The sequence below is a fragment of the Herpetosiphon gulosus genome (genome assembly GCF_039545135.1).
Taxonomy (GTDB): Bacteria; Chloroflexota; Chloroflexia; order Chloroflexales; family Herpetosiphonaceae; genus Herpetosiphon; species Herpetosiphon gulosus.
Genome location: NZ_BAABRU010000002.1, coordinates 210,947 through 237,436, shown reverse-complemented (window position 1 = coordinate 237,436; position 26,490 = coordinate 210,947). Strand labels below are relative to the sequence as shown.

The following is a 26,490-nucleotide window of genomic DNA, read 5'->3' as shown; positions in this document are numbered from 1 at the left end:
CAAACGCCAACGCCTGCCCAAGCCAAAACTGGCTGAGCAAGCGTCGGTAACCTCATTGTTTGAATTGGCTAACAGTGCCGTTTATTTTTCGTAGGTTGGCTCTGGTTCGCCGTTGGGTACAAGGGTGAAATCGATTCGATTGACCCCAGGCTCATCGACTGAGATCGGCTGAGCTTGGTCGGCAGTTGGGGCATCTTTGTACCAAATTGATTGATAACCAGCCTGCTCGACAAAGATCAAATAGTCGCCATTGGCTTCGCCGCTCACTTCGTAATTGCCTTGTTCATCGGTTTGGGCGCTCGCCACCAACTCGGGAGCCGGGTTGCCCGTAGTGCCACGGCGATACAAATAGACATTGGCATCAACAATTGGCAAGCCAGCAGTATCAAAGACATGGCCGCTAACCACGTGGGTCAATAAGACCTTCAATTGATAATCCTCGGTTTCGCCGTATTCCCAACCAGTGTTTGGGCCACGACCATCGGCGGCGGTTGCCGGGGTGTTGCTGATGGTGATCCGCAGCCAAACTGGCTTGAATGGCAAGGTTGGTTGATATGAATAGAATACTGGCGTTACCAAGCTGTAAACATTCGGGCCACTCAGATTGACAACCTGATTTTGGACAGCCCATTCGCGAGCTACCCGCGTAATCCCAAGTGAATCGACACAGCCATAGTTTGTGCCCCATTGCCCATTCGCGCCCCAATCGATCCAGACATTGACATAGGCGACCATCGAGCCAGTTGGGGCTGGATTATTGGGTAAACGCACGGTATAAGGCAAGGTATTGGCGCGGCAATGACCAAAACTATTGGCCGTTGGTGGGCCGCCAGCAAAGGTATCGTCAGCTCGATCATAATTGCCACGGTTTAGCGCTGTTTGAATATTGGTTGTTGCATCGTCATCAAGCCCAATATCGGCATCAGTTTCAGCGGTCAACGATTTGCCTAACATATACGGCATGCCCAAGTTTTGGTGTAATGGGCCTTTGGGCAAGGCGGCGGGCACGCGGTTGAAAATCGTTGGGAAGAAACCTTGGGTTGCTGGCGAATAGGCTAGGATGCTGGCTGCTGCGCTGTTATTGCTATCCGGCGCATCGCCCAAATCGGGCATGAAGATATAATCCTCGGTTTCGCCAAACTCCCAACCAGCATTTGGACCACGACCATCAGCTGCGCTGGCAGGCGTTGGGCTAACCGTCATGCGGAACCAAATCCCAGCCCGTTGTGGTGGATGGTAGGGGAAGAACGTAGGCGTAGTAAAGGTATTGACTCCAGGGTTTAGCACAATCACTTGATTTTGCACCGCCCATTCATTGGAAAGCCCATTAGGACATTGGAACGTTCCGCCCCAATTGCCGCTGCGGTTCCAATCCCACCATGAGTTGAAATAGACCGTCAAAGGCGAGGCTGTATTATTGGTGACGGTGTATGTAAACCGCGTAGCACTACAGTTTTGATACGCCTGCAAGGTTCGTGGGCTCACTAAACCATCATCAGCCCGATCTTGGTCGTTCATGTTGAGGGTTGGCGAGATGTTATGGGTATAATCCATATCGAAGCCAATATCAGCTTCGCGCTCAAAGGTCACGCCACGGCCAAGGTGGTAGCGCCGCGCATCGCGGTGGAATGGGCCAATTGGCGCGGGGCCACCAAAGACGGTTGGGAAACGGGCAATTACGCCAGTAACATAGGTGGTCATGTTGACCCCGAAGTTGTTACTTGAATCAGGAGCATCGCCCAAATCGCTGATTGCTGGCAGCGGCGTTGGGGTATGGCTTGGTGTCGGCGTATTGGTTGGCGTATTGGTTGGTGTGTGAGTTGGCGTGTGGGTTGGGGTTGGGTTGGTGATATAGCGCAACAGATAATCTTCGGTTTCGCCATATTTCCAGCCACTGCTTGGGCCACGACCATCATCATTGGTTGCGGGGCTATCGCTAATCGTGATCCGAATCCAAATATCGCCCAAATTACTGGTTTGGATGCCACTTAAGAAATTAGGCGTGACATAGTTGCCGCTCACAACTGGGATCATTTGGTTTTGTACGGCCCATTCATTGGCCAAGCCACCATTACATTGGGTTGAGCCACCCCAGAAACCACTGCGATTCCAGTCGATCCAGACGTTGACATACAAACGAGTGACACCCGCTGGTACGCTGTTGACCGTTACTCGATAATCCAAGGCTTCGGTTTGGCAGGCTGGAATAAAGCTATTGACAGTGGGCACGCCCAAATAGAAGGCATCATCAGCTTTATCAAGGTTGGGCAGATTGGTACTTGGCTGAATATTGTTCACAACATCAGCGTCAGGGCCAGTGTCGGCCTCGCGTTCAAAGGTTGAGAGGTTGCCAAGCACAACTTGTTTGGCATCATAGTGCAATGGGCCTTCGGGAAGACCCGTGCTAGGGTCGAACACGGTGGGGTAGCGAGCGCCCGTCGCTGGAGCATAGGCCAGCATGCCAGTGGCAAAGTGGTTGGTCGAATCCGGCGCATCGCCAAGATCGGAGATAATATCATTGCCACTTGGGGTTGGCGTTGGGGTAAAGGTCCGCGTTGGTGGCGGGGTATTGGTTGAGGTAGCGGTTGCCGTATTGGTTGGGGTTGGGGTAAAAGTCCGCGTTGGGACTGGGGTTGGGGTAAAAGTCCGCGTTGGGACTGGGGTTGGAGTAAAGGTTTTGGTTGGTTCTGGGGTTGGCTCATCACTACCAGTTAAGAGGTAGTCCTCGGTTTCGCCATATTTCCAGCGATTAGCTGGGCCGCGGCCATCGTCATTGGTTGCAGGCGTTTCGCTCAACGAAATCCGCATCCACAATGGTTTGTTGCTATTAGTGTTGACTGGCAAGAAAGCCGAGGTGCTGAAAATATAGGTGCCTGGGCCAGTGATCACATTAACATCATTTTGAACTGACCATTCAGTCGTGGTCGCATTGGCACAGTTGAAGGTTGCTCCACCCCAATAGCCGCTGCGATCCCAATCAAACCACAGATTGGTATACAGCTTGATTGTGCCACCAGTCCAGCTTGGGTCAACCGTGACTTGGTAGCGCAGTTGGGTTGGTTGGCAGTTGGGCAAGCTATTGATATCCAATGGGCTGAGGAAGGCATTATCATAGCGATCTTGGTCGGGGGTATTGGCGCTGGGGTCGATGTTATTTGGGCCATCAGCATCAAACCCACTGTCAGCCTCATCCTCTTGGCTCACACCTGGACCAAGGTGAATCAACTTAGCTAAGATGTGCGAAGGGCCATTCGGCACGGTCGAGAACACGGTTGGATACTTAGCAGGCACGCCGCTATAGGCATCCATCATTAAACCAAAATTGTTGTTTGATGAGGGCGCATCACCAAGATCGATGCTCACATCATCGGCCAACGGAGCGGCCTTGGCCGAACTGCCAATTGCCAATGCTAAAATAAACATGACCATAAATGCGATCATGCCAAACCGACGCAAAACTAACGACATACAATCCTCCTTACACGGGGTGGAACGTGACAATGGCGGGGACGTAGTGGAAGCTGGTTTTTAGTATCGCAGTGACTCACACCCAACTCAATCAAAAAAGCTCTAGAGTTTTGGGCTATTTTGGGGTGGTCCGATTCGTCTCATGACCTGATTAGCCAAATGCTTCGAGATCTGCGGTGAGAGTGCGGAGTAGCCGCAATTTGGACAAGGATGTACCATGAATCAGCCAGACTTGTTGGCCTACAGCTTACCAACGCTCGAGAAAATGCTGGCGGAAGCCTTGCGCCATGCCCGTGAGGGTGATGTGTTGTTTCTGGCGAGTTCGCCCTTAGCAACCTGCCAGATTATCGAACGCTGGTATGTTGCTGATACGCCCCAAGGTTCGGCTGAACTTGGGCGGGCAGTTCAAGCACTCTTGTGGTGGCTGATTGAGCGGATTCGTCCGCACGGCGAGCGCCATTGGCTGGCCTTGCCTTGGCGACCATACAACGTTTTGGCGGGCTTTTATATGGAAGGCTTGCGGATTGCTGATCTCGCCGAAGCCATGGGCGTGGTCGAGCAAACGATCTATCCAATTCGCAACCAAGCAGTTCAAAGCCTGGCCAAATTGCTGCTCGAAGAAGTGCAACAGCCAAGCACCACGATTCCCAACCATGCGATTATTGGGTTGTATCCGCAATTAACTACTGCTGAACAAACCTTGGCGCGAATGTTGGCCTTCAATCAGCAACCATTGGCTCAGCGTTGGCTTGAGCATTGGCTCGAATTAAATGCTATTGCCGAATCCACGCTCCAACATTTAGCCGATCATGGCCTAATCAAAAGCGAAAGTTTGGCCTTGGTTGAAAAGCTGCGACCCTTTTTGCAAAGCCAAATTAGCGCTCCCGAACGCCGGCGCTGGCATCAACAATTAGCCGAGTTGCTGCAACCTAGTGAGCCGTTGCACTCAATTCAACATTGGTTGCAAGCCCAAGCCTACGATCAAGCAGCTAGCTTGATCATTGCTGAGCATCAAACGATTGTTGATAGTTTGCAGGGCCGAGCGCTGCGCGAATTGTTGGCCCAGATTCAAGCCCACGATATTCAACAACCGCAACTTTGGTTTCGGCTCAAGTTGGTCAGCGGCGATGTGGCCATGACCATGAACGATGTCCAAACCGCATTGGGTGAATATCAAGCGGCTTTGGCTGCCAACGCGCCGTTGCTTAAAGCTGAGGCCTATTACAAGCGTGGCAAGGCTTTTCGCTCGCAAAGCACCATGGAAGCGCAGTCCCACTTCAACTATAGCATTGCGATCTTGGAACGGGCTGCACCCAACGATCCCTTGCGCTATCGCGTTTGTTTGGAGCAAGCATGGATGTGGTTTCAGGATCAGCGTGATTTTGAGCAGGCCCAAACCAGTCTTGAGCAAGCCGCTACCTTGATCGATCCCCTTGATCGTGGGGCTTGGGCTGAGCTGGCGAACGCCCGTGGCATGTTCTATGCTCATCGCGGTGAGCATGCCGAAGCGATCAATCAACATCAAGCGGCATGGTTGGCGGCCAATGAAGTCAATCATAGCTTGTTGATGACCCATATCGCGCACAATTTGGGCTACGATTACCTTGATTTAGGCCATTACTCGCAAGCCCTCGACTATTTTGAGCAAAGCCTGAATTTAGCTGATCGCACAGGCAATCGGCGCATGCAAGGCCTGTGTCAAAAAAGCATCGGGGCATGTTGTTTTTGGATGCAAGAGTTTACCCTAGCGGTCGAGCATTATCTGGCGGCCTATCAGATTTTTGCGGCCATGCACAATCATAATTGGCAAGCCAATACTTGCTATGATTTGGCTGAAGCCTATGCCGAACTTGGCCAAACCCAGCTCATGCGCCAATATTATGCCGAAGCGATTCAATTGGCCCAAACGAGTGGTTTAGATCGTTTGTTAAATGATCTGCATGGTTTGGCCGAAAGTTATCCAGGCCTGTACCCGCCAACGATCGAATTAAACGAGCGCCAGCAACGGATTTTCGATTATCTCAAACAGCATCCTTCGATTACCAACCGCGATTACCGTGAGCTAACCCAAATTTCGCCCAAGCAAGCCGCCCGCGATCTCAATGATTTGGTGGAGCGGAATGTTTTAGTGCGTTCTGGTGATGGCCGTTCAACCAGCTACCAACTACCTCAATCGAAGGCTAAAGAAGCTTAATCGCCATAATTTGACCAACGATTAACCTCAGCATAACCCAAGCGTGGTCTGATCAAGCTTAACGGCGTTGAATTGCGCAATTGCGCATCACGGAGGCTTGATCGCTTATGGTTCACCTAGACGATGCGACCAAACGCTTGGAACTCGTGCGCTACCACATGCAACAGGGCTGGCAAATTGATGCACCAGTGCTTGGCCGTCATGCCTACCTCGATCAACGGGGCAGCATTCGGGCGGTGGAAGTGGTGCTTTCACGCTCAGAAATGCGCCAAGTTGTGGCCTTGCCTGACACAGCATCGGTGCGCGAATTTCTGCATTTTTATGGGTTAAATGTGATTGACGTTTAAACTGCCAATCCACCGTACTCAGCATTACACTAACATTTAATCGGAACTTAACACAGCGATCAAAGCAGTTTAAGTATAGCGATTTAGACTGCTCTTACGTGATGCACGTAATTCAATTTGCAACTTACAGAAATTTCTTTTTCGGAGGAATCCAGATCATGCGGAAACTGCTGAGTTTAATGCTTGCCTCAATCATGTTGCTGACAATGCTCGCAGCATGTGGCGGCGACAGCACTCCAACCACTGCACCAGCCACTACAGCACCAGCTACTGCCACCACTGGCCAAGCTGCTGCTACTACTGCCCCCACCACTGAAGCTGCTGCTACTCCTTCAGTTGAAGCAACTGCTGAAGTTCCTGCTGGTGGAGAAGTTGACCCAGCAATGGTTCAAGGCGATATCGTGAGCGCTGGTTCATCAACAGTCTATCCGTTGAGCGAAGCTGTGGCCGAAATCTTCACTGAAGATGGCTACACCGGCAACATCACGATTGATAGCATCGGCACGGGCGCTGGGTTCGAGCGCTTCTGTACCGCTGCTGAAACCGATATCGCCAACGCCAGCCGCGCGATCAAAGCGGAAGAAGCCGAAGCCTGTGCTGCCAAAGGCCGCGAAGTCGTTGAGTTCCGCGTCGGTACCGATGCTTTGGCCGTCGTGGTCAGCAGCAAAAATACCTTCGTCAGCAACTTGACCGAAGCCCAAGTCGCCGACATTTTCTCAGGTACCTACAAAACTTGGGACCAAGTTGATGCCAGCTATCCAGCTGAAGCGATCAAACTCTACAGCCCAGGCACCGATAGTGGTACCTTCGATTACTTCGTCGAACACTTCTTCGATAGCGAAGAAAAATTCATCTTGGGAGCCAACCCCCAATTGAGCGAAGATGATAACGTGTTGGTAACCGGGATCGAAGGTGATGCCAATGCAATTGGCTACTTCGGTTATGCCTACTACAACGAAAACAAAACCAAGCTTACAGCCTTGACGATTGACGGTGTTGAACCAACCGAAGCCACCACTGAAGATGGTAGCTACTCATTGGCTCGTCCGTTGTACATCTACTCGGCCAAAAATATCTTGACTGAAAAGCCTCAAGTCGCGGCGTTTATCAACTACTACTTGACCAACGTCAACGATGTTATTCTTGAAGTTGGTTACTTCCCTGCCAGCGAAGAAGCCTTGAGCGGCGCAAAAGATGCTTTGATCAATGCCTTGACTGGTGGCAGCAGCAGCACTGGTGGCAACACTAGCGGCGCAGTTGCTCTCGAAGAAGTTGATCCATCAGCTGTTCAAGGCGATATCGTGAGCGCTGGTTCATCAACGGTCTATCCGTTGAGCGAAGCCGTAGCTGAAATCTTCGGCGAAGATGGCTACACTGGCAACATGACCATCGATAGCATCGGCACCGGTGCTGGTTTCGAACGCTTCTGTACCGCTGCCGAAACCGATATCGCCAACGCCAGCCGCGCGATCAAAGACGAAGAAGCCAAAGCCTGTGCTAATAAAGGCCGCGAAGTCGTTGAGTTCCGCGTCGGTACCGATGCCTTGGCCGTCGTGGTCAGCAGCAAAAATACCTTCGTCAGCAACTTGACCGAAGCCCAAGTCGCCGACATCTTCTCAGGTACCTACAAAACCTGGGACCAAGTTGATGCCAGCTATCCAGCTGAAGCGATCAAACTCTACAGCCCAGGCACCGATAGCGGTACTTTCGACTACTTCGTCGAACACTTCTTCGATAGCGAAGAAAAATTCATCTTGGGAGCCAACCCCCAATTGAGCGAAGACGATAACGTCTTGGTGACCGGGATCGAAGGTGATGCCAATGCCATCGGTTACTTTGGCTATGCCTACTACAACGAAAACAAAACCAAACTCAAAGCCTTGACGATTGACGGTGTTGAACCAACCGAAGCCACCACTGAAGATGGTAGCTACTCATTGGCTCGTCCGTTGTACATCTACTCGGCCAAAAATGTCTTGGCTGAAAAGCCTCAAGTCGCGGCGTTTATCAACTACTACTTGACCAACGTCAATGAAGTTATCCTCGAAGTGGGTTACTTCCCAGCGAGTGAAGCAGCATTGAACGAAGCCAAGCAAAGCCTACTCGACGCAACCAAGTAAGCACCAAGGGTTTATGGTACCATGGCACAGGCTGCGGAGTTTAGCTCCGCAGCCTGTTGACCTACACAAACCCCGATTCAAAACCGGGAGGTTTCAATGGACGATAAGGTGAGTATTGGTATGGATAGCCGTCGTATTACGACCTCGCAACGTGAGACAACTCGCCCGTTTAGCCTAAAAAAGCAGCCGCGCCTTGGTGAAAGCATTATCCAAGGATTTTTGCTCTTTTGCGGTGTGCTTTCGATGTTCACAACGATCGGGATCGTGGTTGTGCTTGGCTCAGAATCAATTGCATTCTTTCGCCAAGTTAGCATTGTCGAATTTGTGACCAACACGGTTTGGTCGCCCCAAATTGATGAGTTTGGGATTTTGCCTTTGCTGCTCTCAACGTTGCTCACTTCGACCATCGCAATGTTTATTGCATTGCCAACCGGCCTCGCAGCGGCGCTTTATCTGAGCGAATATGCCTCAAGCCGCGCCCGGAGCATTCTCAAGCCAATCTTGGAAGTTTTGGCGGGTGTGCCAACCGTGGTCTATGGCTACTTTGCGCTCAAATTTATGACACCAGTTCTCAAGGCAGTCTTTGGTGAGGCCAATGTCAATATCTACAACATGGCTTCGGCTGGCTTGGTGATGGGGATTATGATTATTCCCATGGTGTCGTCGATGAGTGAAGATGCGCTCAGTGCTGTGCCACGCGCCCTGCGTGAAGGGGCTTATGGCTTGGGTGCAACCCGCCTCGAAACTGCGATTAAAGTAGTTTTACCAGCGGGGATTTCGGGGATTATTGCGGCCTTTGTGGTAGCAATTTCGCGGGCAGTTGGCGAAACAATGATTGTGGCGGTGGCGGCTGGTGCTAAACCAACCTTTACCTTCAATCCATTTGAAGCTGCCGAAACCATGACTGGGCACATCGCACGGATCAGCGGTGGCGACCTTAGTTATGCCAGCATCGACTACAACAGTATCTTTGCCATTGGCTTGACCCTCTTCTTGATGACGCTTGGTCTCAATATGGTCAGCCGTCGCTTGGTACGCCGCTTCCGTGAGGTATACGAATAATGACAACACTGAATGATAAGATTAAATCAGGGTTGCCTCAAGGTGAAGCGGCTCGCCGCAATGTTGCTAGCCGCCGCCGCACTGGCGCAATCTGGCGCACAATTTTTCTTTCGGCCACGATTATTGGCTTAATTGCCCTGAGTTTGTTGATTTATAACGTGGTCAACGAAGTCTTTGGCTATGTGGCCACCGAATACGCAGTTGATCCGGCAACGCTCAGCGATAAACCGCTTGACGACTTGAGCAAAGATGAGTTAGTCGCGGTGTTGCAAGATAATATGCGGGCCAATGCCTTTCGTACCCTAGAGCGCGAAAAGCCCATGGCCGACCGCAGTGAGAGCGAAGTCTACGATTTGGTGATCGAGCGGGTGTTAAAGCCCCAAACCCTCGAAACCTGGACGTTGCGCGATTCGTGGTTCAACAAAGCGGCGATCGATGCCCAAGTTGCCAGCGAGTTTCCCGAAGCCAAACTTGAATTCCGTTCATGGCTTACCGCTGGTTTCTTGACCACGCCCATGTCGAGCGACCCGCTGCGTGCTGGCGTGCGCACGGCCTTGCTTGGCTCGTTGTGGATGATCGCAATCACGATTTTGTTTGCCTTCCCAATTGGGGTTGGCGCAGCAATTTACCTCGAAGAGTATGCCACCGACAATCGCTTTAACCGCATCATTCAAACCAATATCAATAATTTGGCTGGTGTGCCATCAATTATTTATGGGATGCTTGGTTTGGTGATTTTTGTGCGCACGCTTGAGCCAATCACCAGCGGGCGAATTTTCGGCGCTGATAGTGGCAATGGCCGTACAATCGTCGCTGCTTCGCTCACCATGATGTTGCTGATTTTGCCAATTATGATTATTAACGGCCAAGAAGCGATTCGCGCCGTGCCATTGTCGTTGCGTCAAGCCAGCTATGGGCTTGGGGCCACCAAATGGCAAACAATTTGGCATCATGTGTTGCCCAACGCCTTGCCTGGGATTTTCACTGGCACAATTTTGGCAGTTTCACGGGCAATCGGCGAAACCGCACCCTTGATTGTGGTTGGGGCTTCGACCTTTATCGTGACCGATCCTGATGGCCCATTTGCCAAATTTACCGTATTACCAATTCAAATCTACAACTGGACATCGCGACCACAACCAGAATTTGCCCATATTGCGGCCTCAGCAATTGTGGTGTTGTTGGTGATGTTGCTATCGCTCAATGCCATTGCCGTCTTGTTACGCAATCGCTTCAGCAAACGAGGTTAAGCCATGACCGAGAAACAAACTGACACTGCCAACTATACCTTGACGGTGCGCAATATGAATGTCTACTATGGGGCATTCCGCGCCATCAACAATGTTTCGCTGGATATCGAACGCAACAAAATTACCGCGCTGATTGGCCCTTCAGGCTGTGGTAAAAGCACGGTGCTGCGCTCGCTCAATCGCATGAACGATCTGGTCAATGGCGCTCGGGTCGAAGGCGAAGTGCTGTTCCACGAGCAAAATCTGTATGCCAGCGATGTTGATGCGGTTGAAGTTCGTCGCCGCATCGGTATGGTCTTCCAAAAGCCCAATCCCTTCCCAAAAAGCATTTACGATAACATTGCCTTTGGCCCACGGATCAACGGTTGGAAGGGCACTAAGAGCGAAATGGACGACTTGGTTGAGCGCTGTCTGCGTCAATCGGCCTTGTGGGATGATGTCAAAGATAAGTTGAAGGAAAGTGGTTTGGCGCTTTCTGGTGGTCAACAACAGCGCTTGTGTATTGCTCGCGCCTTGGCTGTCGAGCCAGAAGTGATTTTGATGGATGAGCCATGTTCGGCACTCGACCCTATCAGCACCTTGAAAATCGAGGAACTGATGATGGAGTTGCGCCAACGCTATACGATTGCGATTGTGACTCACAATATGCAACAAGCTGCTCGCGCCTCAGATTACACCGCCTTCTTCTTGATGAACGATCAACGGGCTGGCGAGTTGGTGGAATATGGCCCAACTGGCGATTTATTCACCAACCCCAAAGACAAACGAACCGAAGATTACATCACCGGACGCTTTGGTTAATTCGCCAATTAGCTGCAATATCGAGCAATGAGCAACGGACAATGTTCGTTGCTCTTGTATATCTGCCACCATGTGGCCACGAGGTATCGAATGCGCGAACATTTTCTGCATGCCTTAGCTGAGCTAGAAGGCCAGATTCGTGATATGGGCAATCGAGTTTCTTTGGCCGTTCGCGATGCTTTGTGGTCGCTTGAACGCAACGAGCCGATTTTTGCCCGCCAAATTATTGCCAACGATAATGTGATCGATGAGTTGCGCTACCAAATTGAAACCAACGCCCTGAGCGTCATCACCCGCCAACAGCCAATGGCCCGTGATCTGCGGGTGGTCAGTATGTTTTTGGAGCTAGCTTCGGAGCTTGAGCGGATTGGCGATTATGCTGAGGGCATTGCCGAGTTGGTGATTCGCTGTATCGAATTGCCAACGTTGGAGCAACCGCCCCAAATCAAAACCATGGCCTTGAAAGCTCAAGCCATGTTGCGCGATGCGCTTGATGCTTTGCACGAGCGTGATCCCCAAGCTGCCGAACGCCTAGAACACTCCGACGATGAGATTGATAGCCTCTATCGTGAAGTTTTGGCCTGGACATTCGCCACCATGCGCAGTCAGCCCGACCATGTTGAGCGAGCGATGTATTATTTGTGGATTGCCCACAACCTTGAACGGATCGCCGACCGCACGATCAATATTGGCGAACGCACCAGCTTTATTGCTACAGGCATCATCGATAAACATCGGTTGCGTAAAGATGAGGCCGATAAACCGCAGGCCTAAAATTGCTTAACCGCCAAGCGCCCAAAGCTTCTCTACCTGAGATCGTTGGGCGCTTGGCTATTTTAGGCAGCAGGCAAGGGGGATTTAGAAGGTTTCGCCGCTAGCTAAATCTTGATCAACAAAGCTCCGTGCTGTAACCACAACATTACGACCAATCGTATGGCCTGCGCTAATGCGGGCAGCTTTGCCGATGACGCTCAGACCAGTGTTGAGCAATTGGGGTTGGGCCGCATTGGGCGTGCCAATCGAGCCTTCGCCAATGCGGCAATCACGACCAATCACCACCTGTTTATCGACGACACAGTTATCGAGCACCACGCCTGGCTCAATCACGCTATCGGGCATAATTACCGAGTCGCGGATAATTGCGTCTGCGCCAACCACAACCCCCGTGCCAATCACCGAGCCAGAAACATGACCATCGACGCGACAGCCATCACAGAGCAAACTGCGTTCGATCCGCGCTTCGGCTCCAAGTTGGGCCGCAGGTCGTTCAAACGAACGCGTGCGCACCACCCACTCAGGATCATACAAATCCAGCGCGGGAGTTTCGGCCAGCAAAGCAATGTTGGCTTCGTAATAGGCTTGTACCGTACCAACATCGGCCCAATAGCCATTGAAGGTATAGGCACATACATTGGCTTCGTTGACGATTCGTGGCAACATTTCGCTGCCAAAATCGACCGCCTGATCTCGATACAGCAGATCGACCAGATAATCCTTGCGGAAGGCATACACGCCCATCGAGGCCAAGGCGCTGCTGGTGCGACGCGGTTTTTCCTCGAATTTGGTCACCCGACCTTCGCCATCGACCGAAACCATGCCATAACGATAAGCCTCATGCGGCGGCACGCTATGCACCGCCAAAGTAATATCCGCACCGCGTTGCATGTGCAAATCGAGCAAAGGCCGATAATCCATTTTATAAACGTGATCACCTGCCAAGACCATCACATAATCAACCGGACGTTCTTCGATTACATCGAGATGATAGCGGATTGCATCGGCAGTGCCACGCTGCCAACCGCCGCCATCGGGCGTTGGAAAGGGGTGTAACACCCGCACACCACCCTGCAAACGGTCGAGATCCCATGGCTTGCCTACGCCAATATGCTCGTGCAACGAACGTGGCTGGTGCTGCGAAAGCACCCCAACATCGTAAATGCCCGAATTAACACAATTCGAAAGCGTAAAATCGATAATTCGATATTTGCCAGCAAACGGTGTGGCGGCAGCGGCTCGTCCAGCGGTTAGGGCGCTTAACGAAAGGCTAGCACCACCAGCCATAATCAAAGCTAAAACACGCATATACTACACTCCCAGCACTAGATCGACTCGCCACTGGCCACATCGCCGTTGAATTGGTCCTCATCGCAATCGGAGGCAATCACAACATTGCGGCCAATGCTGATGCCGGCAGGAATATGCGCACCTTTGCCAACAATGCTAATGCCTGTGGTCAATTTATCTGGTTGCAAGCGATTGGGAACGTTTTCAGTGCCAACCCCAAGTTGCACATTGGCTCCAATCACCACATCTTTATCGACAATCACCCGATCAAGCACTGCGCCTGGGCCAATCCAGGTATCGGTCATCACGATCGAATCGCGCACAATTGCCCCAGGTGAAACATAGACCCCCGGCGAGAGCACCGAATGCTCGACCGTGCCGCGAACCACACAGCCATTGCAAATCATCGAGCCTTCGACTTTGCTTTGCGGGCCGAATTTGGCTGGTGGGCGTTCTTCTGAGCGGGTGTGAATGCGCCATTCAGCATCAAACAAATCGAGAGTACAAGCTGGATCGAGCAATTCCATGCTGGTTTCCCAGTACGATTGCACGGTGCCCACATCGACCCAATAGCCCGAGAAGGGGTGAGCATACACATTGTCATTGGCAATCATCGTGGGAATCACATGTTTGCCAAAATCAAGATTCGGATATTGGCTACTGGTTTCGCGAAGGCGTTCGACCAAACGTTTGGCATCAAAAACATAAATGCCCATCGAAGCCAACGTGCCTTTATCGCGGGCTTTGGGTTTTTCGGTAAATTCGACGACTTGATCATCATCATTGACCGTCATAATCCCAAAGCGATCAGTTTCTTCGAGCGAGACGTGCATGACCGCCACGGTCAGATCTGCATTTTTAGCGAGGTGGGTGGCGATCAACTCACGGTAATCCATCTTATAAATATGGTCGCCAGAGAGAATCAGCACCAGATCGGCGCGTTGTTCACGGATGTAATTGATATTTTGCAGAATGGCATCGGCAGTGCCGCTATACCAACTCTGATCATTGCGACCTTGATAGGGCTGAAGCAAGCGTACCCCGCCGCGATTGCGGTCGAGATCCCAGGGCTTGCCAATGCCGATATGGTCGTTGAGCGAATGAGGCCGATATTGAGTGAGCACCGCAACATCGAAAATATTGGAGTTAACACAGTTGGAAAGCGTAAAGTCGATAATGCGATACTTGCCAGCAAATGGAACCGAGGGCTTGGCGCGTTTTTCGGATAGCACGCTTAAACGTGTCCCCTCACCGCCAGCCATAATCATCGCGACTACGCGCATAGAACCTCCTTTGGTACCGGGGATTCACGCACCATTATAACCAATTTTGCTCATACTCAAGCCACAATGTAATGCTCTATCTCCATCAAATTGTCCATGCCCGAGGCTTGCCAGGTTTGCTATGCTTATAAGGTATTGGTGTCTTACGAGGAAATTCGCATGAGCAATCACGATCAATTAGCTTTAGTTCGCCAACGCCATATTAATTTGATGCAATTGACCCTTGATACGCTGGGTCATGTGTTGAGCGCTGTGACTCAAGCCCAAGCCACAACCTATCGCGATGGCCCTGACGGCTGGACGGTCGTCGAAGTTATGTGCCATTTACGCGATTATGACCAGATTTTCCTTGAGCGTGCAATTATGATGCGCGATGGCGATTTCCCGCTGTTGCCAATTTACGATCACGAGGCCATGGTGACCGAGCGCAACTACAATAGCAACGATCTGGGCACAGTCTATGCCGCCTTGCAGGAATCACGCCCACGGTTTATTGCATTTTTTCAAGCGCTCACCGCTGAGCAATGGGAAAAAGCTGGTACCCACCCCGAACGTGGCTATTTTTCGCTAACCGATGCAGCGATGCAGGTTGGCATTCACGATGTGATTCATCTTGAGCAAATTACCCGAATTTTATTACAAGCAAAGGGGCAATAAGCATGTCAGATCCAACTTTGATTGATTCGATGCTGCGTTGGCATCTGCCACTGATGAGCCGCACGCTCGAAACCTTGGGGCATATTTTAGCCCGCGTCAGCCAGCAACAAGCTACAACTCTGCGCGATGGCGCTGATGGTTGGACTGTTTTAGAAGTTGTCTGTCATTTGCGCGATTACGATCGGATTTTTCAGGAGCGAGCAAATAGCATTATCGCACAGGATAATCCACTGTTTCAAAGCTACAACCCCGATGAACTTGCCCATGAGCGCAACTACAACACCAGCGAATTGCACGCCGTTTATGCTGAATTATGTGTTTCGCGCACACGCTACGTGGAGTTTTTCCAAAGCCTCAATCCTGAGCAATGGCAACGCCATGGTACATATCCCAAATTAGGGGTATTCTCATTGGCCGATGGCTTGATGCAGGTAACTGGCCATGATCTGATTCATATGGAGCAAATTACCCGGATTTTGCTGCAAGCTGAATAGGGCTTGTTGCCTCAACTCTTAATCAAAAAGCCCCTCTCCCAGCTTATGGAAGAGGGGTTGAGGCGAAGGAATTTTAAACTTTAGCTCACAACTTGGCTGATCGCATCGCCTAAGCGGGTAATCAATTGCTCAACATCGTTATGGCCAATGATTAATGGTGGAATTACCCGCACCACATCGTTGCCAGAACCAACCAACAGCAAGCCCTGATCAAAGGCTGCTTCGGTAATTTGGGCCGCAGTTGGGCCTTTGAATTCTACGCCCCACATCAAGCCACGCCCACGGACATCACTAATCACATCAAAGCGTTCGCCTAAATCGCGCAGGCCAGCACCTAATTCTGCGCCAACCGAACGCACATGCTCCAACATCGTGGGACTGGTGACCTTTTGCAAAACGACGTTGGCCACTGCACAAATAAAGGGATTGCCACCAAACGTCGTGCCATGGTCGCCGTAATTCAAAGCTTTGGCAGCCCGTTCGTTGACCAAGACCGCGCCAATTGGCAACCCACCACCAAGCGGCTTGGCCAGCGCCATAATATCAGGATTGATTCCCAAGGCTTGGTGTGCCCAAACGTCACCAGTTCGCCCCATGCCACATTGAATTTCATCGAAAATCAACAAGGCATCGACTTGATCACAACGGCGGCGCAGCGCTTGCGCAAACTCAGGGCTGATTGGCCGAATTCCACCTTCGCCTTGAATTGGCTCGACAATCACGGCTGCCACGCTGGCATCGATCGTCGCTTCGAGTGTTGCTTGATCGCACTCAAGGTTGATAAAGCGCACGCCTGGGACTAATGGATTAAACGGTGTGCGATAGGCTTCGCGTGAGGTAACCGACAACGCGCCCATCGAACGGCCATGGAATGCATCGTTAAAGGCCACAAAGCCTGTTTGTTGCTCAGGGCGTTGGTTGTGGGTGTAGCGGCGAGCAAATTTGAGGCTGGCTTCGATCGCCTCAGTGCCCGAATTACAGAAAAAGACCTTGCTAGCCCACGGCGTTAAATCGATCAAACGTTGAGCCAATTCCGCTACTGAGGCGGTGTAATACAAATTTGAACTATGTAACAAGCCTGTCGCTGCCTGTTGAATTGCTGCTACAACTTCAGCATCGCCATAACCCAAGGCATTAACTGCAATCCCAGCGGTTGCATCCAACAAACGTCGTCCATCGGCAGCATGCAGCCATGCGCCTTCGCCACCAACTAACGCGAGTTTGGCTCGTTTGTAAAGCGGCAACAGAAATTTATCACTTTGCGCAATAATCGCTTGGTGTTCGCTTTGTGTCATGGCCTAGGTTCCATCCCGTACTAGCAACAATCAATTGGCGTGCATTGTAGCACTTTCTGGGCAAGGATGAATTATGAAGGATAAGGGATGAATGATCAAAAGTTATGGAACCACGAAGAACGCGAAGATGGCTAAGGTTGGGTTAATCCATTGTTTGAATTGCCAACAAATGGCCTCGTATGATAAACCTAAACGTAGTGCCCTTCGTGTCCTTCCTGGATCAAAAACAGGAACTTCTGGCTCATTACATTGGCTTCAAGCGTTGCCATAGATGAAACGTCGCCAAACTACGATAGGGGCTAAATGCTGCCATCAAGGCTAAAGTTGTCGAGCGATCAGGTCGTTGCTCAAGCTGAAAAAATGCCTGTAAACTGCTGGTCAGGCCACTATCGCCCACCGGCACACAATCGCTAAAGCCAAACGACCGCATCAGCACATATTGGGCTGTCCATGGCCCAATGCCACGCAGCGCCAACAGTTCGCGCTCGATCCGTGTGGCCGATTTGCGGTAATAGCTCGCTAAGGGCAAGGTTTCGGTGACAATCGCCTGAGCAGTATCAATTAAATAGCGTGCCTTGGAATTGGAAAAACCCAACGGCAGCAATTGCTCAACAGTTAATTGGGCAATCGCATTGGGGGTTGGCGCAAGATAAAAATCCTGCGTTAATCGCTGCCCAACTAGCTCGGTTAGGCGCTGGCGCAAGCGATAAGCCACCGCCAGCGAAATTTGCTGGCCCAAAATTGCCCATACTAAAGCATCAAATGGATTATGTACCAAGGGCATGCGCAAACCACGTTGTTGTTCAATTAATGGCAATAAAGCTGGTGATTTGGCAACATGCGCTTCGAAGCGACTGGGATCATTGGTTAAACCCAAACCTGCAATAACATGGCTGTGAAGCGTGGCAAAGTCGCTGGCGGTTAATGCTGGTTGCTCCACGATGCTGCATTCAGCTAGCGTTAGCGTGATAGTAACCTTGAGCAATACCCCAGTTTGCCCATTTAAGCGACAAGTGCTATGCCATGTTTGCTCAACCACCCGATCGGTCAGGCTGACCGGATCACGTCCGAGCTGGCCTAAAATTTGGCGGCTGGGATAATCGTTGGGCAAGGCAAGGCTAAATCGCCCAGTTTCGGGCATGCGTCGATATTCGCTAGGCGTGAGCATGGTCTGCTTGCGAAAATTTTCGTTGAAGCTCGATAAGCTATCGAAGCCCACTTCATTGGCAATTGCAATAATTGTTTGTTCAGTGTTGAGCAATAAACCACAGGCCGCCTCGATGCGTGCTCGTAGCAGCAAATCGGCGGGGGTCGTGTGGTAATAAATGCGCATCAATTCAAATAATTTAGTTTGGCCAACCCCCGCAGTTTGGGCCATGGCCTTGACATCAGCAAACGCCGCTGGTTGGGCCAAAACTGCTTCAATCAATTGCTCGGTTAAATGTTCTTCAGGGTCGAAACCACGATAAAAATCATCAGGGCGGCACAATTTACAAGCGCGATAGCCCGCCCCTTGGGCAGCATTGGGATTGGTAAAAAATTCAACATTCTCGGGCTTGGGCTTGCGTGCGCGGCAGCTTGGCAAACAATAGATGCCCGTGGTTTTGACTGCGGTGATAAATTTGCCGTTATAGCTAGCATCCGATTGCAGCATGTGGGCAACCATTTCGTTATGGCTTGGCAGGCTTGGCTCGATTTCAGTTAACATCAGCATGTCTTTCAAACTAATTCAAAACTCGCTTGGGCAGGCGTATCTTTAAATTGAGCACCTTCGTGGCGCAGCAACCAGCGTTTGCGTTCCAAACCACCAGCATAGCCAGTCAGGCTTTTGTTGGCTCCGATTACGCGATGGCAGGGCAGCACCAAGCTAATTGGATTTTGGCCATTAGTCATGCCAACTGCCCGCGCAGCTGTCGGTGTGCCAACTTTGGCCGCCAACTCGCCATAGCTCATGGTTTGACCAACCCCGATTTCGCGCAGTGTCAGCCAAACTTTGCGCTGAAACTCGCTGCCTGCCAGATCGACCACAATTGGATCGAGCGCCCACAAATTGCCGGCAAAATAGCTTGAAACTGCATCGGCCCACAGATTTTGGCTGGCTGGAATTAGCTCAAATTGACCATAGCGTTGGCTGAGCAAGCGTTGGCAGCGGGCTTGATTATCGCCAAAATCCAAATAGACTACGCCCTGAGGGCTGCTAATAATTACCACAGCACCAATCGGCGTTGCGATTTGTTCGATAGTTAATTGTTGCATGGGCAAACTCCTGTATGACCGATTGACTGAAAGCAGTATAGCGGGGGTTGTTGCCGAGGGCTACCGTTTTTCTTCGCACTAATTTTGGCTGATATGCCCTCCTCGCCATCCTCCGCACCCGCCTGTCCGCCTCCGCCTCATCGATGCCACTGTCATTACCCAACCCGCCAGTCGTCGCACCGATTGGCGCAACCATCTTGCCATCGATCTGGCCGCTCAATCCATCGTCGATGTCCAGGTCACCGATGCCACGGGAGCGGAAGGCTTCGCTCGACTCCCGACTCAGCCATGATCGGCGATAACGATCGTGGTTATGCCTACCTAGCGAGTCTGCGGACGGTGCTTGCGGCCAACCAGCCCTTTGTTGTCCGCGCCAATCTCCAGAATCTGGGCCTATTTACCGCGAACCCTAACTACTTCATCCTTTTATCAGATGGGCTTCAGTTGCGAGCCATGGCCTGAAATGTGATTAACCGCTAGAGTAGATGTGTATCTGAAGGAGGATTCAATGCGTTCTTTGAAATATATCAGTCTGGCTTTATTGTTGGTAGCTTGCGGTGGTCAAAGCCCTACAACCAGCACGCCAGCAGCAACCACCAATTTACCAGCCCAAGCCACTGCCACCATCCAAACTGGCTCGGCGGCAACCAGTATTCCAAAAACCGTGCCCCAAGCTACGGGTATGCCGCAAGCGACAGTTGCCACGGCTAACCAAATTAACTTGAGTGCGCCGCCCGCCGAGGCTGTGCTAACCGATTCGGTGCGCGTGGCAGGCACAATTGTATTCACACCATTCGAGAAAACCTTGCGCCTCGTGATTCAAACCAACGATGGCAACATTCTGTATCAGGGGCCAATTAATACCACTGGCGAATATGGCAGCAGCGCAACCTTCGATGTGACCGTGCCAATCGTCGCAGCAGCAAGCGGCCCAGGTGTGATCAAGGTGATCGAAGATGATATGAGTGGCGAATTGCCCTATCGTACAATTGCCGAACAACCAGTGCAATTTGCTTCAACTACTGCTGAGCCAAGCCCTGCCGAGCCAGCAATTTTGATCGAATTGATCGAGCCAGCGATGCACGCTGTCGTTGGTAATCCATTAAGTTTTAAAGGCACGCTCTCGGCTATGCCCTTTGAAAAAAACGTCGTGATCGAAATCTATGATAGTGAATTGCATTTGCTCGGCCAAACCAGCGTGATTGCTGATGGCGAATATGGCTCAGCCGGAACATTCAGTGGCAGCATCAATTTTCAAGCACCTTTGAGTAGCCGCATCGGTCGGATTGTAGCTTATACGACATCGCCCAAGGATGGCTCAGTCGTTGGGCGTGACGAAGCCACCTTGACCTTGCCTGCTTGGAATGGCACAGGCGCATATTTGGCCCAACCTGCTCCCGAAACCAGTGCCTTCTTGCCGTTGCATGTTGAAGCAGTCGGTTTGAGCAGCGATAATTACACTGTGCGTTTGCGCTACGCCGATGGCACACTGTTGGAAAACAAGACCCAAGCCTACAACGGTTATTTGGCCTTGAGTTTGATGTGGGACAAAGCTGCACTAGTCTTGCCAAATCAAGGCGCAATTTTGGAGTTGGTCAAGGCTGATGGCACAGTTGAATTAACCCAAAATCTGTATATGCAAGATCTGACCAGCCAACCGACCACGAGTGTCGAAGTCTCTTGGTTAGCAGGCGAAGGCTCAATCAACGGGATTCGAACCTTACCAAAAACCGCAAGCGTCGCCAGCGCTGCGTTACGCGAATTGGTATGGGGGCCAGTTGGTGAAGATTCAGCCTATAGCACAGCGATTCCTAGCCCCAAAATTATTGCCGATTACACTGGTGATAAAACTGGCTGGACAGGGCGGGTGCATCTGCGCTCAGTGCGAATCGAAGGCGATACCGCTTATGTTGATTGGAGTCGCGAGATGCGAGCATGGGGCGGCGGGTCAATGCAACTTGAATCACTGCAAGCTCAAGTTGACCTAACGCTCAAGCAATTTCCCCAAGTCAAGAATGTTGTTATGACGGTTGAAGGCAGTGAAGAAGTGCTACAACCTTAAATGCTCGCACCCCTCGTGAGGTTTAAGCGCGAACAGGTTGACGACTGGGTATCAATCCATACTCCCAGTCGTCAACCACGTATCACCATCACCCCTTAAGCTGCTATACTCAGGCGCTAGCCATTTGGCAAAATTCAGGCCTAAAAGCTTGTGGTGTTGGCATGCCATATCCGACTTTCCAGATTATGCTTTATTAATGTAGATCAACAAGCTGATCAAGCTCGGCTAGCATTGCCACCCGCGCGGTTGCAGGCAAACCTACAGCAATATGGCTTTGGGCAATCGCCGTTAATTCAGGCCCACATTCAGCCGCAGTTAATGCCCGAAACCCCAAACGCGCATAAAACAAGCCATTCCAAGCAATATCGTTGAAGGTCAATAAGCTCATGTGACGATAACCCTGCTGTTTGCCCCATATCGCAACTGCCTTAATCAACTCTCGTCCCACGCCACGTTGCCCATGATCAGGGTGGACATCCAGTTCGCTCAGATAAACTTCGCCATCGACGATTCTAGCTAAGGCAAAGCCTACAGGCATAGCGTCAGCATCAACGGCAACCCACACTCCATCCCAAGCAAAATAGGCTTGTAAATCGTCGAGGGTTGCTGGTGGCCAGGTGGCGATAAAGGCATGCTGGGTTGGCAAAAAAAGCTGGGCGGCGGCAACTTCAATCGCTGGCAACATGCTTAATTCGGCCTGAGTTGGCCGACGAATCGTATAATTGGGCTGCATTAACCTACCTCACAAACGCATACTAGAAATTGCCAAAGCTAAAAAAACTCCCTTGGCACAACAACCAAAGGAGTGGAAACTACACCAAGTTTAGGCTGTTGGCGGGCGCAGATAGGTGCGATCGGGCAGACTAGCGAGTTCGTTTTCTTCATTTTCAGCATCATCTTCCAAAACAGGCATCGGTGCTTGAAAGCGATGCAAGGCTTCGAGCACTTTGCTGACATTCTGCATCAAATCGCGAATTTCCTGGCGTAGCTCATGTTCTTCGTGCAAGGCTTCGCCAAAAGGCCATGATTGACGGCCAGTGACCGTGCCAACAAAGGCCATATATTCGCCAGTGAAATGCAATTGCACATCAATATCGAGCGGCTGAAAATCAAAGGTTTTTTCTTTGGTTGCGCTCTGAATCGCTTCGGTCAATTGGGGAATATTGACCACATTGAAGCGCTGTTCTTCAGTTAAGGGAATTGCATAGGTCAGATCAAAATCGAGATCAACGTTGTAGGCACAACCTTCAATCGCATGCAAACAAGGCTCATCACTATCATGATAGAGCGCACAAATTGCATCGCTGCCCATGACTGAAATCGCCGTGAGCGCAGCATCCCAAGTAAAACTAATCGTCGCGACCACATGTTCCATATGTTGATCGCGCTGCTTGGCAGGCTGGCAACTAATGCTCAACGTCCGCGCTAAAGAATGCGGATCTAGCTGTTCCTGCGAAAATTGAATCGCCAAACCTGCTCGCTCCGCCTCGCTAATTAATACCGTAACCACCGCTTCATACGTTAACATCTTCGCTCCTTTCAGCGAGGCTTGTTTCGTTCATGGTCATTATAGCACTCTCGACCATGAGCAAATGGGCTAGAGTTGCTCAATTAACGTCACATAGGGGCCATAACAGCCCCTAGCAGCAAAAGCTCCCGTCACTGAAAAACTCTAAATATCGCAACCTTGGGTTAATGTTTGAATCAGCACTGTCGCTGGGCTGCTTGCTTGCAAATAGCCACTATTCAAGCGCCAAGTGTCGGCTTGCTGACTTGCCCCATAACAGCCAACCCACATAGCCTTGGTATCAGCCAAGATAATTGTCTGCAAAAAGGCCGCCGCCTCGGTTTCAACTGGCGTTACATTGACATAGACACTCAGTTGGTTGCTTTGGCGCAAGTTGTCGGGTACAGTTGGCAAGGTTCCTTCAACCCACGTTTCAGCCGTTTTGGCCTGATCAGCTTGGGCTAAGCCAGCGTAATAGCCAAACAAGACCTCAGGAATCGTGGTTTGTTGGGTAAGGGCTAGTTGCTCAAGTGGCGTGCCACATTCCCGCGCCTGCTGATCAAGCACTCCTAAAACATCATTAGTGGTAGTTGGCATGGAGTTGCTTGAGCTTAATTGCCATGGGCTATTTACATCAGCCCGTGTTGCGAGATAGCAAGCAGTATCGGCCCGCGCACCACCATCGCTCATCCCCAACAACACAATCCCTGCCATGCGGGCTTCGGTTTGGCTTGTGTTGTAGGTTGGCGCAGTTACTAAGCCTACCACCAAATCGATACCAAAGAAACTCGCACTAAACCCACCTTGATCGATGCCGCCTGGTGGAGTCGCCCAATAGCTATAGGCCCGTTCATACTCGCCGCGATTGAGCGCATTGACCAGCGAACGAAATAGCTTAACTGGCGTTGTTTGATCATCAAAGGCATTTGGTTGCGGAAGCGTATCTGCCGGAGTGGACTCGCTAGCCGTTGGGCTGGCCGCCGCTGGAGTTGCCGCGCTCGTTGTTGGGCTGGCCGCCGCTAGCGCTTGGGTTGGGCTAGCCTCAGGTTGTAAGGTAACACCAACGGTTGGCGCTGGAACTTGATTAGCGCAAGCAGCCAAAACCAGCAGCGCCAGCAACCAACCGCGCCGTAAAAAGACCTTCATCGATCAAACTCCTTTATTCTTTCCAAGTCGTTTTGCTTTGCCAATCGCTACGAGCCAAAGGCTTGGGTGTAACCGCAGGTTTGCCAACATACAAAAAGCCCAACAATTTGGTTGGAGCTTCAAAACCCACAGTTTTGGCAACAATGTCGTGTGTACCAATCGGGCCACTCGACCATTTGGCGGCTAAACCAAGATGCGCCGCCATCAAGTGGGCATTTTGCACTGCCATGGCGACAGCGGCCAATTCTTCCCATTCGGGATTTTTGGGCTGTGGCTGCATGCCAAGGGCAATCCAAACCGGAGCCATCCAGACTTTATCGCGCTGTTTGGCCTCTTGAAATGGATCGCCTTGCGCGGCTGCAACCAACGCTGTGCCTAATTCGGCACGAGCTTCGCCGCTATAAACCACAAAACGCCAAGGCTCAGTCACACCATGGCTGGGAGCCAAGGTTGCTGCCTGTAAAATTAATTCAATGGCCGAGCGCTCGATTGGCTCAGGAGAAACTTCTTTCAAGCCATATGATCGGCGTTGGGCCAAAAAGCCCAAAACTTCGTTGCTGGTTGCCATTACCAAACCTCACGAACTAAAATCAGTCGCTCTAAAGAGTAGCATGAATCAGCGATCATGCGATTTCCAGCCAAAGGCTTGGGCTTCCCAACTCAGCAAATCGCCTTCAATATGCTCTTGGCAACCAAGCTGCTCAAGCATCAACATAATTTGGGCACGGTGATGCATGCTATGGGTAATCAAATGACCAATCGTGCCGCCATAGGTTTTTTGAACTGGCGGTTCATCCAATACATCAGCATACACAGCATCCCAGCGTTGCTCACGGCTGATCGTGCGGGCAATTGCGGCAAAATCGCGGCCTGCATTGCTCAGGCGTTGCAGCAAGGCCTCAATCGAGTTATCGGTTAAATCGCGCACAGGCCGTTCGGCCATGAGATCGCACCAAATCTCCATGTTTTCGATGATATGCTCGAAGCATTCACGTAAACTACGCTGGTCGATTGCAAACTGCTGATCAAGTTGGGCTGGGCTGAGGCTTTGCGCTTGCAGTAATAATTGGCGGGTTGTCCAAACATCGTGGCCAAGCAAACGATCTAACAAGTCCATCGCACCTCCTTATTAACTAAAATTATCCGAATGAAGCGTCACCGCTACCAAACTTCGCCCTCGCGCCATTCGGCAGAGATCGGTGCATCCAGATCGATCACACCCGTTTTAGGCAAGCGTAAAATCATCACTTCCTCACCAGGGCTTGGTTCAATCCCTTGCTCAATGCGAATCGACAACGGCCCGCGCCAGAGTTCCCAACCAAGTCGCTGATAAAACGCCGCATCCGATGGGCTAAGCGCAGCTAGCTCAAAATCGCCGATCGCCTTGGCTAAATGGCGCAAAACTTGGCTGGCATAGCCCTTTTTTTGATGCGCGGGATGGGTGGCGACCGCTTCGATATAGGCAGTCTGGCGGGGAGCTTCAGCGCCAATTTGCAACCAACGCTCAACCCACATCGCATGGCTGACCAACTCCGAGCCAAGCCAAACCAATACATGCACCGGATTTTCATAAATCAACGAAGAAGAAAAATCCATTTCATAGGCCAAACTACACAGATCTAAAATCGCCTGCGCTACGTCAGGGGTTAAATCGGCGCTTTTGCAAATTTGTAGGGTTAATTCGCCAGCCATTGCAGCATCCTTCCAAACCCAAAAAACTTAGTGCAGCCTAGCATAGCTTTGGCGAATTGGCGTGCAACTCAAGGCCGATTGGGGTGGTGCAAATCGCCAGATGCTGGCGCGAAAGCATTACCGCCTAAGCTAGCGTTGTGTAGTATACTAAGCCACAACGCTATTCTATTCTTCTCTAGCTGGTGTGCTGCTATGACGAACGCTGCGTACACACGCCTAAAACCGCAGATTATCACCGGTCGCCGGATTCTGCTGACGGCTTTTGTTACCCCGAATGACGATTATTTCGAGCCGCCCGACGGATGGATCGACCCGATTGAAGTTGCGCTATATGGCAATAGTTTTGGCTGTAATTTGGCCACGCCCAATGGCAACAAACGCTATATCGATTCCTACAACCGCGATGAGGTGTTGTGGACGACCAATAGTTTGATGCAAAATTGCCAGTTGCGGCCAGATTGGGGCTACTCCAATAATTCAACCCTTGATCTGAGCCGCTTGGCTCGGTTTGTTGGGCGGTTTACCAAGGCATGTGTGGCAATCTATCGCCATAATCATCCACCAGTTACGATTGGGATGGCAATTATTCCTGCTCAGGGGCTACAATTGCTCGATAGTCAGACCAATTCGCCATTTGGGCCGTTGGTAACCCAAGCGCGGGTGGTGGCGCAAACGGCGCTTGAGGCAGGAGCCGACGAACGCTTGCTGCAAACGATTCGCGATGGTTTATTATCTAGTGCAGGCAGCTAAAATGGTAGCTCAGTTAGCGCTCGCAGACACAACGAGGTGATT

23 protein-coding genes are annotated in these 26,490 nt (G+C 51.2%); 11 read left to right on the top strand and 12 right to left on the bottom strand.

Features of this window, described 5'->3' with window-relative positions; translation table 11 throughout:
- Window positions 1-81: 81 nt before the first annotated feature.
- Entirely contained in the window at window positions 82-3,468 is a 3,387-nt protein-coding gene (locus ABEB26_RS03075; protein ID WP_345720477.1) for a carboxypeptidase-like regulatory domain-containing protein, read from the bottom strand.
- Window positions 3,469-3,685: 217 nt separating this feature from the next.
- On the opposite strand from ABEB26_RS03075, the gene ABEB26_RS03070 reads away from it, so the two are divergent.
- The 7 genes from ABEB26_RS03070 to phoU all read left to right on the top strand — a co-directional run bounded on the left by ABEB26_RS03070 (window position 3,686) and on the right by phoU (window position 12,016).
- Window positions 3,686-5,662: a tetratricopeptide repeat protein gene (locus ABEB26_RS03070; protein WP_345720476.1), complete on the top strand. Its 1,977-nt coding sequence runs from the start codon at window positions 3,686-3,688 to the stop codon at window positions 5,660-5,662.
- Between the two features lie 107 nt (window positions 5,663-5,769).
- Complete coding sequence (locus ABEB26_RS03065) at window positions 5,770-6,009, top strand: hypothetical protein (protein ID WP_345720475.1); 240 nt, start codon at window positions 5,770-5,772, stop codon at window positions 6,007-6,009.
- Window positions 6,010-6,167: 158 nt separating this feature from the next.
- Window positions 6,168-8,129, top strand: a complete 1,962-nt coding sequence (locus ABEB26_RS03060) for a phosphate ABC transporter substrate-binding protein PstS family protein (RefSeq protein ID WP_345720474.1) — start codon at window positions 6,168-6,170, stop codon at window positions 8,127-8,129.
- Between the two features lie 120 nt (window positions 8,130-8,249).
- Entirely contained in the window at window positions 8,250-9,191 is a 942-nt protein-coding gene (pstC, locus tag ABEB26_RS03055; protein WP_345720473.1) for a phosphate ABC transporter permease subunit PstC, read from the top strand.
- Entirely contained in the window at window positions 9,191-10,441 is a 1,251-nt protein-coding gene (gene pstA, locus ABEB26_RS03050) for a phosphate ABC transporter permease PstA (RefSeq protein WP_345720472.1), read from the top strand. The genes pstC and pstA overlap by 1 nt, the downstream gene beginning before the upstream one ends.
- Before the next feature lie 3 nt (window positions 10,442-10,444).
- Entirely contained in the window at window positions 10,445-11,242 is a 798-nt protein-coding gene (gene pstB / locus ABEB26_RS03045; protein WP_345720471.1) for a phosphate ABC transporter ATP-binding protein PstB, read from the top strand.
- A 90-nt stretch (window positions 11,243-11,332) separates the two neighbouring features.
- A complete protein-coding gene (gene phoU / locus ABEB26_RS03040) occupies window positions 11,333-12,016 on the top strand; it encodes a phosphate signaling complex protein PhoU (protein ID WP_345720470.1) in 684 nt (227 codons plus the stop codon).
- Window positions 12,017-12,100: 84 nt separating this feature from the next.
- On the opposite strand, the gene ABEB26_RS03035 is transcribed toward phoU, so the two are convergent.
- Window positions 12,101-13,324: a glucose-1-phosphate adenylyltransferase family protein gene (locus tag ABEB26_RS03035; protein WP_345720469.1), complete on the bottom strand. Its 1,224-nt coding sequence runs from the start codon at window positions 13,322-13,324 to the stop codon at window positions 12,101-12,103.
- Between the two features lie 17 nt (window positions 13,325-13,341).
- Window positions 13,342-14,589: a glucose-1-phosphate adenylyltransferase gene (locus tag ABEB26_RS03030; protein WP_012192239.1), complete on the bottom strand. Its 1,248-nt coding sequence runs from the start codon at window positions 14,587-14,589 to the stop codon at window positions 13,342-13,344.
- 159 nt (window positions 14,590-14,748) lie between these two features.
- On the opposite strand from ABEB26_RS03030, the gene ABEB26_RS03025 reads away from it, so the two are divergent.
- Both ABEB26_RS03025 and ABEB26_RS03020 read left to right on the top strand, forming a co-directional pair.
- Window positions 14,749-15,246: a DinB family protein gene (locus ABEB26_RS03025; RefSeq protein WP_345720468.1), complete on the top strand. Its 498-nt coding sequence runs from the start codon at window positions 14,749-14,751 to the stop codon at window positions 15,244-15,246.
- A gap of 2 nt (window positions 15,247-15,248) precedes the next feature.
- Window positions 15,249-15,740 (top strand): DinB family protein, encoded by a 492-nt coding sequence (locus tag ABEB26_RS03020; RefSeq protein ID WP_345720467.1) that lies wholly within the window; start codon window positions 15,249-15,251, stop codon window positions 15,738-15,740.
- An 80-nt stretch (window positions 15,741-15,820) separates the two neighbouring features.
- Here ABEB26_RS03020 and ABEB26_RS03015 read toward each other — a convergent pair whose 3' ends face one another.
- From ABEB26_RS03015 to ABEB26_RS03005, 3 genes are all read right to left on the bottom strand, one after another.
- Complete coding sequence (locus ABEB26_RS03015) at window positions 15,821-17,035, bottom strand: aspartate aminotransferase family protein (RefSeq protein WP_345720466.1); 1,215 nt, start codon at window positions 17,033-17,035, stop codon at window positions 15,821-15,823.
- A gap of 244 nt (window positions 17,036-17,279) precedes the next feature.
- Window positions 17,280-18,743: a DNA-3-methyladenine glycosylase 2 family protein gene (locus ABEB26_RS03010; protein WP_345720465.1), complete on the bottom strand. Its 1,464-nt coding sequence runs from the start codon at window positions 18,741-18,743 to the stop codon at window positions 17,280-17,282.
- Window positions 18,744-18,754: 11 nt separating this feature from the next.
- Window positions 18,755-19,291, bottom strand: a complete 537-nt coding sequence (locus ABEB26_RS03005) for a methylated-DNA--[protein]-cysteine S-methyltransferase (RefSeq protein WP_345720464.1) — start codon at window positions 19,289-19,291, stop codon at window positions 18,755-18,757.
- A 508-nt stretch (window positions 19,292-19,799) separates the two neighbouring features.
- On the opposite strand from ABEB26_RS03005, the gene ABEB26_RS03000 reads away from it, so the two are divergent.
- Window positions 19,800-21,353: a Gmad2 immunoglobulin-like domain-containing protein gene (locus tag ABEB26_RS03000; RefSeq protein WP_345720463.1), complete on the top strand. Its 1,554-nt coding sequence runs from the start codon at window positions 19,800-19,802 to the stop codon at window positions 21,351-21,353.
- A gap of 193 nt (window positions 21,354-21,546) precedes the next feature.
- Here ABEB26_RS03000 and ABEB26_RS02995 read toward each other — a convergent pair whose 3' ends face one another.
- The 6 genes from ABEB26_RS02995 to ABEB26_RS02970 form a co-directional block, all read right to left on the bottom strand.
- Entirely contained in the window at window positions 21,547-22,086 is a 540-nt protein-coding gene (locus tag ABEB26_RS02995) for a GNAT family N-acetyltransferase (protein WP_345720462.1), read from the bottom strand.
- Window positions 22,087-22,176: 90 nt separating this feature from the next.
- On the bottom strand, window positions 22,177-22,881 hold the full coding sequence (locus tag ABEB26_RS02990) for a hypothetical protein (RefSeq protein WP_345720461.1): 705 nt from the start codon (window positions 22,879-22,881) through the stop codon (window positions 22,177-22,179).
- 144 nt (window positions 22,882-23,025) lie between these two features.
- Window positions 23,026-24,006: a hypothetical protein gene (locus ABEB26_RS02985; protein ID WP_345720460.1), complete on the bottom strand. Its 981-nt coding sequence runs from the start codon at window positions 24,004-24,006 to the stop codon at window positions 23,026-23,028.
- 13 nt (window positions 24,007-24,019) lie between these two features.
- Complete coding sequence (locus ABEB26_RS02980; protein ID WP_345720459.1) at window positions 24,020-24,574, bottom strand: nitroreductase family protein; 555 nt, start codon at window positions 24,572-24,574, stop codon at window positions 24,020-24,022.
- Window positions 24,575-24,622: 48 nt separating this feature from the next.
- Window positions 24,623-25,123, bottom strand: coding sequence for a DinB family protein (locus ABEB26_RS02975; RefSeq protein ID WP_345720458.1), 501 nt, complete (start codon window positions 25,121-25,123; stop codon window positions 24,623-24,625).
- A 44-nt stretch (window positions 25,124-25,167) separates the two neighbouring features.
- On the bottom strand, window positions 25,168-25,698 hold the full coding sequence (locus ABEB26_RS02970) for a GNAT family N-acetyltransferase (protein ID WP_345720457.1): 531 nt from the start codon (window positions 25,696-25,698) through the stop codon (window positions 25,168-25,170).
- A 192-nt stretch (window positions 25,699-25,890) separates the two neighbouring features.
- On the opposite strand from ABEB26_RS02970, the gene ABEB26_RS02965 reads away from it, so the two are divergent.
- Window positions 25,891-26,448 carry a hypothetical protein gene (locus tag ABEB26_RS02965; RefSeq protein ID WP_345720456.1) on the top strand — a complete coding sequence of 186 codons (558 nt, stop codon included), beginning with the start codon at window positions 25,891-25,893 and terminating at the stop codon, window positions 26,446-26,448.
- Window positions 26,449-26,490 lie beyond the last annotated feature (42 nt).